Source organism: Mesorhizobium sp. M1423, assembly GCF_040317575.1.
GTDB lineage: Bacteria > Pseudomonadota > Alphaproteobacteria > Rhizobiales > Rhizobiaceae > Mesorhizobium.
This window is the reverse complement of the sequence record NZ_JAMYKU010000011.1, coordinates 89,603-105,684: the sequence shown is the minus strand read 5'-3', so window position 1 is coordinate 105,684 and position 16,082 is coordinate 89,603. Positions and strand designations below refer to the sequence as shown.

15 protein-coding genes and 1 other RNA gene are annotated in these 16,082 nt (G+C 62.6%); 13 read left to right on the top strand and 3 right to left on the bottom strand.

What is annotated here, in order from left to right; genetic code table 11:
* The first annotated feature begins 143 nt into the window (after positions 1–143).
* The 9 genes from NKG95_RS16045 to NKG95_RS16005 all read left to right on the top strand — a co-directional run bounded on the left by NKG95_RS16045 (position 144) and on the right by NKG95_RS16005 (position 10,257).
* Positions 144–797, top strand: a complete 654-nt coding sequence (locus tag NKG95_RS16045) for a c-type cytochrome (RefSeq protein WP_353041451.1) — start codon at positions 144–146, stop codon at positions 795–797.
* A gap of 174 nt (positions 798–971) precedes the next feature.
* The gene (locus NKG95_RS16040; RefSeq protein ID WP_353041449.1) at positions 972–2,855 is read left to right on the top strand and encodes an extracellular solute-binding protein; all 1,884 of its coding nucleotides are present in this window, start codon (positions 972–974) and stop codon (positions 2,853–2,855) included.
* Complete coding sequence (locus tag NKG95_RS16035; protein ID WP_353041447.1) at positions 2,855–4,723, top strand: extracellular solute-binding protein; 1,869 nt, start codon at positions 2,855–2,857, stop codon at positions 4,721–4,723. Before NKG95_RS16040 ends, NKG95_RS16035 begins: the two co-directional genes overlap by 1 nt.
* 30 nt (positions 4,724–4,753) lie before the next feature.
* Positions 4,754–5,848 carry a microcin C ABC transporter permease YejB gene (locus tag NKG95_RS16030; protein WP_352522742.1) on the top strand — a complete coding sequence of 365 codons (1,095 nt, stop codon included), beginning with the start codon at positions 4,754–4,756 and terminating at the stop codon, positions 5,846–5,848.
* Entirely contained in the window at positions 5,848–6,987 is a 1,140-nt protein-coding gene (locus NKG95_RS16025; protein WP_352590825.1) for an ABC transporter permease, read from the top strand. Before NKG95_RS16030 ends, NKG95_RS16025 begins: the two co-directional genes overlap by 1 nt.
* 120 nt (positions 6,988–7,107) lie before the next feature.
* Positions 7,108–7,341, top strand: a complete 234-nt coding sequence (locus NKG95_RS16020) for a hypothetical protein (RefSeq protein ID WP_353020336.1) — start codon at positions 7,108–7,110, stop codon at positions 7,339–7,341.
* On the top strand, positions 7,341–7,595 hold the full coding sequence (locus NKG95_RS16015; protein WP_353041444.1) for a hypothetical protein: 255 nt from the start codon (positions 7,341–7,343) through the stop codon (positions 7,593–7,595). Before NKG95_RS16020 ends, NKG95_RS16015 begins: the two co-directional genes overlap by 1 nt.
* Positions 7,592–9,220 (top strand): ABC transporter ATP-binding protein, encoded by a 1,629-nt coding sequence (locus NKG95_RS16010; protein ID WP_023717838.1) that lies wholly within the window; start codon positions 7,592–7,594, stop codon positions 9,218–9,220. Before NKG95_RS16015 ends, NKG95_RS16010 begins: the two co-directional genes overlap by 4 nt.
* Positions 9,221–9,315: 95 nt before the next feature.
* On the top strand, positions 9,316–10,257 hold the full coding sequence (locus tag NKG95_RS16005; protein WP_352493750.1) for a 2-hydroxyacid dehydrogenase: 942 nt from the start codon (positions 9,316–9,318) through the stop codon (positions 10,255–10,257).
* Positions 10,258–10,282: 25 nt separating this feature from the next.
* On the opposite strand, the gene NKG95_RS16000 is transcribed toward NKG95_RS16005, so the two are convergent.
* The 3 genes from NKG95_RS16000 to NKG95_RS15990 are packed head-to-tail and all read right to left on the bottom strand — an operon-like array spanning position 10,283 to position 12,009.
* Positions 10,283–10,585 (bottom strand): Dabb family protein, encoded by a 303-nt coding sequence (locus NKG95_RS16000; protein WP_352483257.1) that lies wholly within the window; start codon positions 10,583–10,585, stop codon positions 10,283–10,285.
* Positions 10,586–10,610: 25 nt separating this feature from the next.
* Positions 10,611–11,552 (bottom strand): NAD(+) diphosphatase, encoded by a 942-nt coding sequence (gene nudC, locus NKG95_RS15995; protein ID WP_353041442.1) that lies wholly within the window; start codon positions 11,550–11,552, stop codon positions 10,611–10,613.
* Between the two features lie 37 nt (positions 11,553–11,589).
* Positions 11,590–12,009, bottom strand: a complete 420-nt coding sequence (locus NKG95_RS15990) for an HIT family protein (RefSeq protein ID WP_023676868.1) — start codon at positions 12,007–12,009, stop codon at positions 11,590–11,592.
* 355 nt (positions 12,010–12,364) lie between these two features.
* Here NKG95_RS15990 and ffs point away from each other — a divergent pair.
* From ffs to NKG95_RS15970, 4 genes are all read left to right on the top strand, one after another.
* Positions 12,365–12,461: signal recognition particle sRNA small type (ffs, locus tag NKG95_RS15985), an RNA gene on the top strand.
* A 104-nt stretch (positions 12,462–12,565) separates the two neighbouring features.
* Positions 12,566–14,407 (top strand): DNA polymerase III subunit gamma/tau, encoded by a 1,842-nt coding sequence (locus NKG95_RS15980; protein WP_353041440.1) that lies wholly within the window; start codon positions 12,566–12,568, stop codon positions 14,405–14,407.
* Positions 14,408–14,439: 32 nt separating this feature from the next.
* Positions 14,440–14,763: a YbaB/EbfC family nucleoid-associated protein gene (locus NKG95_RS15975; protein ID WP_023719593.1), complete on the top strand. Its 324-nt coding sequence runs from the start codon at positions 14,440–14,442 to the stop codon at positions 14,761–14,763.
* 185 nt (positions 14,764–14,948) lie between these two features.
* A complete protein-coding gene (locus tag NKG95_RS15970) occupies positions 14,949–15,902 on the top strand; it encodes a cell wall hydrolase (RefSeq protein ID WP_352918012.1) in 954 nt (317 codons plus the stop codon).
* The last annotated feature ends 180 nt before the right edge of the window (positions 15,903–16,082 follow it).

The window sequence follows — 16,082 nt, the reverse complement described above, 5'->3', positions numbered from 1 at the left end:
TCACTGGCAGCGCCCTTATAGGTGTTGCAACGCCGGAGCAAAAGACCTAGTTTCCGCGCGATTTGACCGCCTCGCAGGGTGGTTCACGATACCGACGGACGGAGTGGACGGATCGGTCCGCCGGAAAAGGGAGCCTGGGGCGTATGGATTCCAACGAAGTCAACAAGCTGCTCGCCGCTTTCCTCGGCACGGTGTTCATTGTCTTTTCCGTTGGCATCGTGTCCGACGCGCTGTTTGCCTCGCCGGCGCCGGAAAAGCCCGGCTTTGCCATCGAGGCGACCGAGCCCGCCGAAGGCGGCCCGGCCGCTCCCGCCGCGGAGGCCAAGCCGATTGCCGAACTGCTGGCCACCGCCAACGCCGAAGCGGGCGCCGCCATCTTCAAGAAATGCCAGGCTTGCCACTCCGGTGAAAAGGGCGGCCCCAACAAGGTCGGCCCCGATCTCTGGGACATTATCGACCGTCCGGTCGCCGAGCATGAGGGCTTTGCCTATTCGGCCGGCATGAAGGAGTTTTCCAAGGGCGGCGCCGAGAAGTGGACCTACGACAACCTCAATCACTTCATCACCTCGCCGAAGAAGTTCGTGAAGGGCACCGCGATGGGTTTCGCCGGCCTGCCGAAAGATGAGGACCGCGCCAACGTCATCGCCTATCTGCGTACGCTGTCGGACAATCCGAAGCCGCTGCCGGCGCCCGGCGCCTCGGCCGAAAACGCGCCCGCCAAGCCGGCCGAAGGTGCAGCCCCTGCCAAGCCGGCAGAAGGCGCGGCGCCAGCCGCTCCGGCCGCACCCTCAAAATAACAAAACTGTAATGACATAATCCTTGAAAAAGCCGGGTTCAGCCCGGCTTTTTCGTTAGGAAAAATGCATATGCGACGACAAAGCCGCTCGGTTGCGGTTTTCAGTGGCGCCAAATGATCTAGATTGGGCCCAGACGCTTATGGTGACGGCGCTATATCGCGAAGAGGAGAACGCATGACGGTTGGCCGAGCGCGGACGCTTCTGAAATCGGTGCTGATGCTGGCTGCCTTTGCCGGCGGCCTGCAGGCGGCCTTAGCGGACGAATGGCGCACGACCTCGTCGCTGATCGGCGAATCCAAATATGGCGATAATTTCCAGCACTACGATTACGTCAATCCGGATGCACCCAAGGGCGGCACGCTGAATTCCGTGGTGCTTGGTACGTTCGACAGCTTCAATCCCTACATCGTGCAGGGGTCGCCGGCTGCCGGCTTCGCGCAGTTCGGCGGCGGCCTGCTCTACGACACGCTGATGGAGCAGGCGACCGACGAGGGCAGCACCAGCCATCCGCTGATCGCCGACGCCTACAAATATCCGGCCGACTATTCCTCAGCGACCTACCGGCTCGACCCGCGGGCGAAATGGCATGACGGCCAGCCGATCACCACCGACGACGTGATCTGGTCGTTCCAGGTGCTGAAGGCCAACAGCCCGCAATATAGCCGCTATTTCGAAAACGTCACCGACGCGGTCGCCATCTCCGACCGCGAGGTCGAGTTCCATTTCAACCAGAAGGGCAACCGCGAACTGCCCAAGATTCTCGGCGATCTCGTCGTATTGCCCAAGCACTGGTGGGAAGGTACCGACGCCAATGGCAAGAAGCGCGACGTCACCAAATCGACGTTGGAGCCGCCACTCGGCTCGGCCGCCTACAAGATCGCCAGCTTCAAGCCGGGCTCGGAAATCGTCTGGCAGCGCGTGCCCGACTACTGGGCGGCCAAGCTGCCGGTGAAGATCGGCCGCGAGAATTCCGACAGCCAGCGTTTCACCTATTTTCTCGACGACAATGCCGCCTGGCAGGCCTTCACCAAGGGCGGCTTGGACGACATCAAGCCGGAGAACAGTTCGAGGCGCTGGAACACGGCCTATAATTTCCCGGCAGTCCAGGCCGGCGACGTCATCAAGAAGGAATTCAAGACCGCGTCGCCCGAACCGATGCAGGCCTTCATGCTCAACACCAGGCGCCCGCTGTTCCAAGATCGCCTGGTGCGCGCCGCCTTGATGTACCCGTTCGACTTCGAGACGATGAACCGGACCCTGTTCTTCGGTTCCAATACCCGCACCAGCAGCTATTTCCAGGGCACGGAACTGGCGTCGAGCGGCCTGCCGCAAGGCAAGGAACTCGAAATCCTGGAGCAGTACCGTGACAAGCTGCCGCCCGAACTCTTCACCCAGGAATTCAAGCTGCCGGTCTACGACAGCCCGCAGGCGGAGCGCAAATACCTGAAGACCGCGGTCGATCTGTTCGCCAAGGCAGGCTGGGTGATCAAGGGCGGCAAGATGGTCAACGCCAAGACCGGCGAACCGTTCAAATTCGAAATCCTCGGCTGGAACGACACCGACCAGGTCATCGCCAGCCCGTACATCGCCAATCTGCGCAAAATCGGCGTCGACGCGACGCTGCGCCTGATCGATCAGACCCAGTATATCAACCGCGTCACCCATTTCGACTTTGACGTGGTCACTTCGATACTCGGCCAGTCGGACTCTCCCGGTAATGAACAGCGCGATTTCTGGAGCTCCAAGGCCGCCGATTCGCCGGGATCGCGCAATTACGCCGGCATCAAGAATCCGGTCGTCGATGCGCTGGTCGACCGGATCATCTATGCCACCGACCGCGACGATCTCGTTGCCGCCACCCATGCGCTCGACCGGGTGCTGTTGTGGAACTTCTACGTCGTGCCGCAATATTACCGCGCCGTGGTCTGGCTCGCCTATTGGAACAAGTTCGGTATGCCGGAAAAGCAGCCCGCCTATAGCGGCGTCGACCAGAATTCCTGGTGGATCGATCCGGTCAAGGAAAAGGCGCTGGCGGCCAAATACAAGAGTGGCAATTGATGACGGTGCTGCCCCGTCGCGACTTCCTCGCCCTGGGCGGTGCCGCCGCGGCCGCAGCGCTGCTGCCCGGGCGGGCTTTCGCCGCGATCCCAACCGGCGTGAAACTGCACGGCCTGTCGGCCTTCGGCGATCTCAAATACGGACCGGATTTCGCGCATTTCGACTATGTCAATCCGGACGCGCCCAAGGGCGGCCGGATGAATTTCGCCCCGCCGAACGCTACCCTCAATCAGAGCTTTCTTACTTTCAACACGTTGAACTCGCTGGTGCTGAAGGGGGATTCGCCGCCGCGCACCGAGCTCTGTTTCGATACGCTGATGGCGAGGGCAGTCGATGAGCCGGATGCGGTCTACGGTCTGCTTGCCGAATCCGTTACCTTGTCGCAGGACCGCAACGGCTACCGCTTCAGCATGCGGCCACAAGCGCGCTTCCACGATGGCTCGCCGCTGACCGCCGAAGACATTGCCTTCGCCTTGAATCTCTACAAGGACCGGGGGCATCCGAACCTTTCCCAAGCGCTGCGGCATATGACGGATGCGGTCGCAATCGATCCGCTTACGGTCAATCTCACCTTCAACGGCAAACAGTCCGCGCAGAATATCCTCGCGATCGCCGTTATGCCGATCGTGTCGAAGGCCTTCTACACCGCCAATGATTTCGACGCCTCGACGTTAACCCCACCGCTTAGCTCCGGACCATACAGGGTGGGACGGGTGGTGGCCGGGCAGACTGTCGAATATGAACGCGTCGCCGACTATTGGGGCCGCGATCTGGCCGTGAACCGCGGGCTTAATAATTTCGACCGCATCCGTATCGATTTTTATCTTGACCGCCAGGCAGCGTTTGAAGCGTTCAAGAAAGGGGACACGCATTTTCGCGAGGAAGGTACCGCGCGGGTATGGGCGACCGGTTACGACTTTCCTGCGCTGAAGGACGGCAGGGTCGTCAAACGGGAATTTCCCGGCGAGAAATCGCCATCCATGCAGGCTGTCGCGCTGAACCAGCGCCGGCCGCAATTCCGCGACATACGCGTGAGACGCGCAATCGCCTATTGCTTCGACTTCGAATGGACCAAACGGGTGCTGTTTTTCGGCTCCTACGATCGCTCGCAATCGAACTTCGAACGATCGGATTACAAGGCCGAGGGCCTGCCCTCGCCCCAGGAATTGAAACTGCTGGAGCCGTTTCGAGCCGAGTTGCCGCCGGAGACCTTCGGCGAACCGGTGATACAACCTGTCTCCGACGGTTCTGGCCATGACCGCAAGCTGCTGCGCGAGGCGTCGAGATTGCTTGCCGAAGCCAACTGGAAGCGAGCGGGCAAATTCGTCGTCAACGACAAAGGCGAGCGACTGCAGGTGGAAATGCTGGCCGAGGACGAGGGCCTCGTTCGCATCTTCGCCCCGTGGTCCGAGAATATGAAGGCGATCGGCATCGATGCTTCGATCCGGCAGGTCGATTCGACGCAATTCGAAGCGCGGCAAAGCAACTACGATTTCGATTTCAACCTTCTCCGATGGTCGATCGGGGCGACGCCCACCGCCGACGGCCTCGAGATACTCTACGATTCGCAGATGGCGAAGACGCCGGGGATGCGCAACTATCCGGGTACGGAAAGCAAAGCCATCGACGCGCTGATCGAGGCAGCCGGCAAGGCACAGAGCCGGATCGAGCTCGTCACCGCGCTCAAGGCGCTCGATCGGGCCTTGCGCGCACGGCTAGACTGGATTCCAACATATGACCTGGCGAATCACCGAGCGGCGTTCTGGGACATGTTCGGCATTCCCGCTCAAAAGCCGGATTACGACTTCCCGGTCGAGACGTTGTGGTGGTTCGACAAAGACAAGGCGGCAAAGATTGGCAAAGCCTGAGATTTTCGCACAAGCGAGGCAGAGAGCCTGATGGGCGCCTATATACTGCGCCGCATCCTGCTGATGATCCCGACGCTGTTCGGCATCATGGCGGTGTCCTTCGCCGTCATCCAGTTCGCGCCTGGCGGGCCGGTCGAGCAGGTCATTGCCAGGCTGACGAACCAGGGCGGCAGCGATCGCCTCGGCGGCGGCGGCGGCGATGCCGGCGGCGGCAATGTCGACGTCGCCGGCGACGTCGGCTCGAAATACCGCGGCGCGCAAGGGCTCGATCCGGAATTCATCAAGAAGCTGGAGAAGCAGTTCGGCTTCGACAAGCCGCCGCTCGAGCGCTTCGGCATGATGCTGTGGAACTATCTCCGCTTCGATTTCGGCGACAGCTATTTCCGTGACATATCGGTGCTCGACCTGATCCTGGAAAAGATGCCGGTGTCGATCTCGATCGGGCTGTGGATCACGCTTTTGTCCTACCTGATCTCGATCCCGCTCGGCATCCGCAAGGCGGTCAAGGACGGCTCCACCTTCGACGTCTGGACCAGCGGCGTCGTCATCGTCGGCTACGCCATTCCCGGCTTCCTGTTCGGCATCTTGCTGATGGTGCTGTTTGCCGGCGGCTCGTTCTGGGACTGGTTTCCGCTGCGCGGCATCACCTCCGACAATTGGGACCAGCTGTCGTGGCCGGCGCGGATCGTCGACTATTTCTGGCATATGACCTTGCCGCTGACCGCGCTGGTATTGTCGGCCTTCGCCACGACGACGCTTTTGACCAAGAATTCCTTCCTCGAGGAAATCCGCAAGCAATATGTCGTCACCGCCCGCGCCAAGGGCCTGTCGGAGCGGCAGGTGCTCTACGGCCACGTCTTCCGCAACGCCATGCTGATCGTCATCGCCGGTTTTCCCGGCGCCTTCATCTCGGCCTTCTTCACCGGCTCGCTGCTGATCGAGAACATCTTTTCGCTCGACGGCCTCGGTCTGCTCGGCTTCAACTCGGTGGTGCAGCGCGATTATCCGGTGGTCTTCGCCAATCTCTACATCTTCTCGCTGCTTGGCCTGTTCGTTGGGCTGCTGTCCGATCTGATCTATACCTGGGTCGATCCGCGCATCGACTTCGAGCGGAGAGACGTCTGATGGCGCAGGCCACAGCCGAAACGGCGCCGCCTCGGATCGCGCGGCCCTTTCTGTCGCCGCTCAACCAGCGGCGCCTGCAGAACTTCAAGTCCAACCGGCGCGGCTACTGGTCGTTGTGGATATTCCTGTTCCTGTTCGTGCTGTCGCTGGTTTCCGAACTGATCGCCAACGACAGGCCAATCATCGCCTCCTACAAGGGCGAGATCCTGTTTCCGGTCCTGGTCGCCTATCCCGAGGAGAAATTCGGCGGCTTCTATGCGGTCACCGACTACCGCGACCCGGTCATCCAGGACGAGATCGACGCCAATGGCTGGATGATCTGGCCACCGGTGCGCTACTCCTACCAGACCGTCAACAATGCCATTCCCGAAGCAGCACCGACCAAGCCATCCTGGCTCTACGACAAGAAGACGCGCTGCAACCAGTATCCGAAAGGCGAAGCGGACCCCAACTGCAACGTCGGCAACTGGAACTGGCTGGGCACCGACGACCAGGCCCGCGACGTGCTGGCGCGCGTCATCTACGGATTCAGGGTCTCGGTGCTGTTTGGCCTGGTCCTGACTGCCGGCTCGGCGCTGATCGGCGTGGCGGCCGGCGCCTTGCAGGGCTATTTCGGCGGCTGGACCGACCTTCTGTTCCAGCGCTTCATCGAGATCTGGTCGGCCATCCCGGTGCTGTATCTGCTCTTGATCGTCGCCGCCATCCTGCCGCCCGGCTTCTTCATCCTGCTCGGATTGATGCTGCTGTTTTCCTGGGTGGCACTGGTCGGCGTGGTAAGGGCCGAGTTCCTGCGCGCCCGCAATTTCGAATATGTCAACGCGGCGCGCGCGCTTGGCGTGTCCAACATCACCATCATGTTTCGGCATCTGCTGCCCAATGCCATGGTGGCGACGCTGACCTTCTTGCCCTTCCTGCTTAGCGGCTCGATTTCGACGCTGACCTCGCTCGACTATCTCGGCTTCGGCCTGCCGCCCGGCTCCGCCTCGCTCGGCGAGTTGTTGAAGCAGGCACAGCGCAATCTCAACGCGCCATGGCTCGGCATTTCCGGCTTCGTCGTCATCTCGCTGATGCTGTCGCTGCTGGTCTTCGTCGGCGAGGCCACCCGCGACGCTTTCGATCCGCGCAAGACGTTCAGATGAGAGCGATGCGGGCTGGCATTCGGCATGTTATATTCCGGCCGATATCGAGCGAACCCGGACCCATGACGGTGTTGGCGTCGGTTCAGTCCGTCAAGCCGCACGTCGGGGAAGGAAAGGGTTATGAATAGGGTCATCCTTGAACACTACCCGGCATCGAAGCTCCCGGATGAACTGCGAAGGGGCATAGCTCCGAGCGCCTCGGTCAAAGTGACAGTGGAAGAGGAGGCCAACAGGCCTCTTGGCCGCGAACAATTGCTTGAACTCATGCGGAATGCTCAGGCCAACGCGCCGGGAACAAGCCTCGACGAGGCTGTCGCGCGTGTTCGTGCCCTCCGCGATGAGTGGGAGGATTGATGGCTGCAGTCCGGCTTTATGTCGACACCAACATTTTCATCTATGCCTTTGAAAACAACGATGCGCTTGCAAAAAAACTGCTTCAGCTCATTTCACTGCACGACGGCAGAAAGCAGACCGCGGACACGAGATTGAAAGAGACCTATTCTATCGCACCAAATCGTCTCGTCCCCCCTCAAATGGCAGTCAAAATTTCGATCATGCGACAGGAAATTTCCGCCTTGGACAGGGTTGTCGCGGAAGTTGAGCCATGACCGCCCCTCTCCTTTCCATACAAGACCTCAGCGTCGCCTTCACGCAAGGCGGCAACCAGTCGATCGCCGTCGACCATATTTCCTTCGACCTCGCCAAGGGCGAGACGGTGGCGCTGGTCGGCGAATCCGGCTCCGGCAAGTCGGTCACCGCGCTGTCGGTGCTGAAGCTGCTGCCCTATCCGACCGCCAGCCACCCCTCGGGAAAGATCCTGTTCCTCGGCGCCGACCTGCTGGCCACGGACGAGAGAGACTTGCGCCGTGTGCGCGGCAACAAGATCACCATGATCTTCCAGGAGCCGATGACTTCGCTCAACCCGCTGCACACGATCGAGCAGCAGATCGTCGAGGTGCTGAAATTGCACCAGGGCCTGGGGGATCGCACCGCCAAGGCGCGCACGCTGGAACTTCTGCACGAGGTCGGCATCCGCGAACCGGAGAAACGGCTCGACGCCTATCCGCACCAGCTTTCCGGCGGCCAGCGCCAGCGCGTCATGATCGCCATGGCGCTGGCCAACGAGCCTGAACTGTTGATCGCCGACGAGCCGACGACGGCGCTCGACGTCACCGTCCAGGCGCAGATCCTCGAATTGCTCGCCGGCCTGAAAAGCCGCAAGAACATGTCGATGCTGTTCATCACCCACGATCTCGGCATCGTCAGGAAGATCGCCGACCGGGTCTGCGTGATGACCAAGGGCAAGATCGTCGAGACCGGCCCGACCAAGGAGATATTCGCCAATCCGCAGCACGCCTACACGCGGCATCTGCTTGCCGCCGAGCCGAAAGGCAAGCCGCCGGCGGCCAACCAGGCCGCCAAGCCGGTGATGGTCGGCAACGACGTCAAGGTCTGGTTTCCGATCAAGAAGGGTTTCTTCCGGCGCACCGTCGACAATGTGAAGGCGGTCGACGGCATCGACGTCACCGTGCGGGCCGGTCAGACGCTTGGCGTCGTCGGCGAATCCGGCTCAGGCAAGACGACGCTCGGCCTGGCGCTGGCCAGGATGATCTCGTCGACCGGGAATATCCAGTTCAACGGACGCGGCATCGATCAGCTATCCTTCAACGAAATGCGGCCGCTGCGGCGCGAACTGCAGATCGTCTTCCAGGATCCGTTCGGCTCGCTCAGCCCGCGCATGTCGGTCGCCGAGATCATCGAGGAAGGGTTGAAGATCCACGAGCCGAAACTGTCGCCCGATGCGCGCGACGAGCGTGTCGTCGACGTGCTGCAGGAAGTCGGCCTCGATCCGGCGACGCGCAACCGCTATCCGCACGAATTCTCCGGCGGCCAGCGCCAGCGCGTCGCCATCGCGCGCGCCATGGTGCTCAACCCGCGCTTCGTCATGCTGGACGAGCCGACCTCGGCGCTCGACATGAGCGTGCAGGCGCAGGTCGTCGACCTCTTGCGCAGCCTGCAGGCCAAGCACGACCTCGCCTATCTCTTCATCAGCCACGATCTGAGGGTCATCCGCGCGCTCGCCAATGAAGTCATCGTCATGCGCAATGGCAGGATCGTCGAAGCCGGACCTTCCGAACAGATTTTTGGCAACCCGCGGACCGACTATACAAAGGCGTTGATCTCGGCCGCCTTCAAGATCGAAACGGCGCCGGTCGGCATCGTTAGCGAGTAGATTTTCGCCAGAGATCATGCACAAAATCAAAACGCTGCCGCGCCCTTGCACGTCGGGACGCGAACGCTGTTGGTAAAAAGGAAAAACAATCCGCAATGGAAAAAGGCCGCATCCTGCTTGCCCTCACCGGTATTCATCCGCTGCGCTGGCGCGAACTGCTGTCGGCGGAGCGCGAAGTGGTGCTCGAGCCGAATGGCGCCGCCGATCCGTCGATCACCTATGCGGTGGTGTGGAAACAGCGGCCGAACCTGTTGTCGTCGCTGCCCAATCTGCGCGCCATCTTCTCGATCGGCGCCGGCGTCGACCACATCTTCGCCGATCCCACCTTGCCCGACGTTCCGGTCGTCAAGGTGGTGGCCGACAACCTGACCCAGTACATGACCGAATACGTCGTCTGGCGGGTGCTCGACCACCATCGCCAGGGCATGCTCTACCGCGCCCAGCAGCAGAAGAAGATCTGGCACGAACCGCAGCAGCGGCCGGCCAGCGACATCTCGGTCGGCATTATGGGGCTCGGCACGCTCGGCCGCGCGGCGGCGTCGGTGCTGTTGTCGCTCGGCTTTCCGGTCAATGGCTGGTCGCGCAGCGATCGGCCGATGCAAGGTGTCTCGACTTATGCGGGCGAGGCCGGCCTGATCCCGTTCCTCAACGCTACCGACATCCTGGTGGTGCTTCTGCCGCTGACGCCGCAGACGCACGGCATCGTCAACCACGGCGTGCTGAAGGAGCTACGCAAGCGCAACGGTCTCGGCGGCTCGGTGCTGATCAATGCCGGGCGCGGCAGGCTGCAGAAGGACGCCGACATTTTGCGCGCGCTGGACGACGGCACGCTGAAGGAAGCCAGCCTCGACGTGTTCGAGGTCGAGCCGCTGCCGAAGACCAGCCCACTATGGAACCATCCTAAAGTGTTCGTGACGCCGCATGCGGCGGCAACTTCCGATCCGGTCCACCTGGCGCCGATCATGCTGCGCCAGATGGACGCCTTCGAGCGCGGCGAAGCGCTGGAAAATGTGGTGGACCGCGACGCGGGGTATTGATTTTTTGGAGCGCCGCTTCCCCGTCTCAGCCCCAGCCGAGCGGCACGTAGTCGATCTCCATAAACGCCTCGACCTCGGGGATCCAGCGGTCGCGGACGAAGGCGACGTGGTCGGGATGATCGTTGTAGCCGGAGTAAGCCCGCTGATCGGCGAACTCCATCGAGAAGCCGAAGCGGTACTCGTTCTTGGGGCTGACCTGCCGCAACTGCTCGAAATGCGTGACGCCCTTTATCGCCGTGAGGATCCTCTTGGCATCGGCGAGGAACCTTTTTTCCTCAAGCGAGTGTGGCGGGTGTTTTAGCGTGAACACGACGGTGTGACGGATCATTTTTTGCTCCTGCGATGTCTTCGTGTCACGCGCTGTCGGCCCAGGCGCGGATCAGGTTATAGGCGATCGCCCCTTTCGGCGGCGTCACCAGGCCGCCCGGATGTTCCCTGGCCAGCATCGACAGCACCTCGTCGCGCAAGAACCAGCGGCAGTCTTCCAGCTCGTTGAGGTCGGGGTGGATGTCGTCGTTGAGCGGTTCGCCGAAGCAGCCGATCATCAGCGAATAGGGAAACGGCCAGGGCTGGCTGGCGTGGTAGACGACGCGGCCGAGCCGGATGCCGGCTTCCTCCAGCGTTTCGCGGCGCACCGCCGCCTCGATCGTCTCGCCCGGCTCGATGAAACCGGCGAGCGCCGAATACATGCCGGGCCCGAAATGCCGGCCGCGGCCGAGCAGGCATTTTTCGCGCGTCGCCGTCAGCATGATCGCCACCGGGTCGGTGCGCGGAAAGTGCTCCGTACCGCAGGCCGGGCAATGCCGCTTGTAGCCGCCGGCCCGCATCTCGGCTTCGGTGCCGCATTTGCTGCAGAAGCGATGGCTGGCATGCCAGGCGAGCAGCGCCGCCCCTTGCGCCAGCGCGCCGGCCGCCGCTTCGTCGATCAGCCCCTGCATATAGACCGAGCGATAGTCGATCGCCTTGATCGTCTCGGGAAGCTGCTCGGGCTCGACCGCGGCCGGCACCGCCAGCACCGGGCCACTTTCGGAAAAACCGAGCAGGACGCCGTTTTCGAGCGATGCCTCGAGCGGCCGGCTTTCGGCCACGCCGAACCAGGGATCGAATGCGTCTTGCGCAAGCTTCAGATAGAGCCGGCCGCCATGCATCAGCAAAAGCCGAGTCGTCGGATCGGCGAGCGCCTTTTCGACGGAATCGTCGGCGCGGTTTTCGGATTGCCGGTCGATGATGTTGCCGGCGAAGCCGACGAACTGGCTCGGCTCGCGCAAGGGCGCATCAAACAGGCTAAAGCTCATGCGGACTCGGGAGGTTCAAGATGGACACGGGAGAGGCTTATAGCGCTGCCTTGATCTTTTCCGCAAACTTGCGAAGGTCGGAGCGCTGGTAGGGCTCGCGCAGGCCGTGCCCCCACACCGGGCCGGGCCAGCCGGGATCGCCTTCCGAGCGCGCGATAACATGCACGTGCAACTGCCGCACGATGTTGCCGAGCGCGCCGGTGTTGATCTTGGTGCAGCCGGTCACCCGCTTCAGCGCCAGCGCCACCATGTTGGTCTCGAAGGTCAGCATCGCCTGGTCGAGCGGCGTCATGTCGTGGATTTCCTCGATGCCCGGCCGCTGCGGCACCAGCAGCAGCCACGGCCAGCGGCGGTCGTTCATGACGCGCAATTCGCACAGGCCGAGCCACATCAGCTGTTCGCTGTCGGCTTCCAGCTGAGCATCAAGCGTGAATCCGGCCTTGAGGCCCGGCAGCATCGGCGTTTCCCTCGCATTTTGACGTTTTTTGAACTTTATCGACGCTAGAGCGGCTACCGGGGGGCCGCAAGGGGCAGCAAGCAACATTGGCCGTCGTGGCGCTGATTGTGCGCGAAGAACCGAGGACCAAGGCATTGCATCAGGTTGGCGCTGCCCCGCCGAGGTCGACAATTTTGACCGCAGCCACATTTTGTTCTTGCTTTGTGCCGGCAGCTATGCTACTAATCTCGCTATGGTGACTATTCGCGCCAACGACCCGCCCGCCGAGGCGGGTTTTTGCTTTCAGCTTTCGCCGTCGCTCACGTCCTATCATCCGCACTTGCATTTCATCGCCGGATTGCCGATATGGAGGCTGGGAGGTTGGTGGTGGACGGTCCACTCGCCAACCGGGTCAGGTCCGGAAGGAAGCAGCCCTAACGAGCCCGGAACGGGTCATTGTTCCAGCCTCCCGCCTCTTCGCCTTTTGCCCCGACATTGACGGCGCCAAGCCGTGCGGGCGAAACTATGCGCAGGAATCGGCCGCCTCCAGTGGCAGCCCTTGGAGCTTAACGGGCGAATGAGCGAAGCCGGAAACGACGCCGGGAAATCGGACAAGCCTGCCGCCTATCGCGTGCTGGCGCGCAAATACCGACCGTCGAATTTCTCCGAGCTAATCGGCCAGGAGCCGATGGTCCGCACCTTGACCAATGCCTTTGCCACCGGCCGCATCGCCCAGGCGTGGATGCTGACCGGCGTGCGCGGCGTCGGCAAGACGACGACCGCGCGCATACTCGCGCGGGCCCTGAACTACAAAACATCGACCGTCGACCAGCCGTCCGTCGACCTTGCCGTGCTCGGCGAGCATTGCCAGGCGATCATGGAAGGCCGCCATGTCGACGTCATCGAGATGGACGCCGCCTCGCATACCGGCATCGACGACATCAGGGACATCATCGAACGCGTGCGCTACGCCCCGGTATCGGCGCGCTACAAGGTCTACATCATCGACGAAGTGCACATGCTTTCCAACCAGGCCTTCAACGGCCTGCTGAAGACGCTGGAAGAGCCGCCGCCGCACGTCAAGTTCATCTTCGCCACCACCGAAATCCGCAAGGTGCCGATCACCGTCCTGTCGCGCTGCCAGCGTTTCGACCTCAGGCGCATCGATGCGGCAATGATCAAGGCCGACCTTGCCAGGATAGCGGGTCTGGAGGGCATCGAAGTCGAAGACGATGCACTGGCGATGATCGCCCGCGCGGCCGAAGGCTCGATGCGTGACGCGCAGTCCATCCTCGACCAGGCGATCGCCCATGGCGGCGGCGCGGTCAGCGCCGAAGCGGTCCGCGCCATGCTGGGCCTGGCCGACCGTGCCCGCATCGTCGACCTGTTCGAACATGTCATGAAGGGCGACGTCGCCGCCGCGCTTGCCGAATTCCGTGCCCAGTACGATACCGGCGCCGATCCTGCCGCGGTGCTGACCGACCTTGCCGAGTTCAACCATCTGGTCACCCGTCTGCGCTTCGTGCCGGCTGCTGTCGACGACGCCTCGCTGTCGGAGGACGAGCGCCGGCGCGGCGCTGATTTCGCCAGGACGCTGTCGGTCAAGGTGCTGTCGCGGACATGGCAGATGCTTTTGAAAGGCATTCCCGAGGTGCAGACTTCCAACCGTCCAGTCAGCGCCGCCGAGATGGTGCTGATCCGGTTGGCGCATGCCGCCGACCTGCCGACGCTGGACGAGGCGCTGAGATCGCTGGAGAGCGGCGTTTCGCTGCCCGGCTCCGCGCCGCGCGCGAATGGCGCGCCGGCAAGCCCCGGCCCCGCAAGCCCCGGCCCCGCAAGCCATGGGCCTGCAAGCGGTGGTGCCGGTGCCGTGGCGCAGACGCGGATGCCGACGGCCAATGGCGGCGCGCAGTCGATGCGCCTGGTCGAGCCCGAGCCGGTGCCGACCAATTTCGTTGCTCCGCCGGAGCCGGTGGTCGAGGCGCCGCCGGTGGCGGTGAAATCGCTGGCCGACATTATTGCCCTTGCCGACGCCCAGCGCGACATGGCCTTCAAGGTGCTGGTCAAGCGTTGCGTGCGCCTGGTGCGCATCGAGCCCGGCCGTATCGACGTCAGCCTGACCGACGATGCGCCGAAGATGCTGCTCAACGATTTGACCGCCAAATTGCGCGCCTGGACCGGCCGCAACTGGCTGGTGTCGCTGTCGAAGGAAGAGGGCGGCCAGACCTTGGCCGAGATGGAATCGACAAAGCGCGAAAATGCCTTCCTCGATGCCAAGAGCGATCCGACGGTCGCCGCCATCCTGGCGCGCTTTCCCGGCGCCAAGATCATCGACGTGCGCATTCCCGACGCGCCGGAGGCCGATGCGGCCGAGGGCGAAGTGCCGGTCGAGCCGCCGGCAGACGACGACGAAACCTGAAACAACCGGCACCAACTGCAAAGGACCGTGCGATGAAAGATCTTCTCGGCCTGATGGGCAAGGCAAAGGAAATGCAGGCCAAGTTCCAGGCCATGCAGGATGAGATCGCCACGCTGGAAGCCACCGGACAGGCCGGCGGCGGCCTGGTCAGCGTGACGCTGACCGGCAAATTCGAGATGAAGTCGCTGAAGATCGACCCGTCGCTGTTCAAGGAGGACGAGGTCGAGATTCTCGAGGATCTGCTTCTCGCTGCCCACAACGACGCCAGGACCAAGGTCGAGCAAACCATGCAGGAAAAGACCAAGGCGCTGACCGCGGGACTGCCGATCCCGCCGGGAATGAAACTGCCCTTCTAAGGCTAGTCAATCGGTGCGCCGTTACAATGGCCGAAGAGTGCAGCAGCCAGTGCTTGCTCTTCCGCCAGCTGTGTCTATTAGGCAACTCCCCACACTTAATAACGCTTTAGCCATCTTTTTGCCTGAAAGTGTCTCATTCTTGCCGCAACCAGGGGCGGGCTGGCAGCAGAATGAGGGGACGCCTGTTGATCTCTACCCGATGGAAGACGCCGTTGCGGCTCGGCGTCGTTATCTCGCCGCTGTTTTTGGCCGCTTGCAGTCAGACCGCCTCGCACGGCATGTCCAGCCTGACCGATGCCATTACGCCGGGTTTCCTGAGCTCGCGCTCCTACAATTCCACGCCGAAGGAAAAGGAGTGCCTGGAGCGGGCAATGTTCTTCGAGTCCAACCGGTCGAGCCGTGACGGCATGATTGCGGTCGGCACGGTGGTGATGAACCGGCTGCGGTCCGGCAAGCATGGCAACACCATCTGCCAGGTCGTTGGCGAGCGCGGCCAATTCGCGCCGGGCGTCATGACGCGGCCGATGAATTCGAAGGCGATGCCCGATGTCGAGGAAGCCGCCGCGGCGGTGCTCAAGGGCGAGCGCAAAGCCAAGCTGAAGAACACGATGTTCTTCCACACCGCCGGCCTGCGCTTCCCCTACAAGAACATGCACTACACCATGGTTGCCGGCGGCAACGCCTTTTACGAAAAACGCGGTCGCAACTGGCAGCCGCTGCCGGACGAGCCGGTGGTCGCCGTGGCCCAGGCCAAGTCGCAAGCGCCTGCCGCTCAGGCCATACTTGTCGCCTCGGCCGAGCCGGCGCGCGACGCCAAGCCGACGTTCGCCAAGGCGACCTATGTGACCGCCGCCGCATCGCAGCCGGCAAAGCAGACAAGGGCGACTGCCGGGATGGCGACCCCGGAGGGGGCGGCCCAAGAGAAGTCGACCCAAGAGAAGCCGGTGCTGGTGGCACTGCAAGAACCAATGCAGGAGCCCGATGCGGCCCGTTTCGGTGGGACCGCGAGCGCACGGCCTGTCACCTCCTTCGAGGCAGCGCCGGCAGAGCCGACAATGTCGTTCGAGGCGACGCCCGAGAACACCGACGCCATCGGCGCGATGATCGCCGGCCAGACCCGGCCGCTGGAAGAAAACTGAGACGGTCAACGTCGCCGCCGCTCATCTGGCTGCCGCCATCTTCTCCCGCATAGTGACGGGGAGAAGGACGCTGTTGCCAAGGATTTCGCCAATTTCCGGCGTCGCAAAAAAGGGTGCCGAGGGTCACGGTCGGCCCTTTCTCCCCGTCACTATACGGGGAGAAATGCCCGGCAGGGCAAT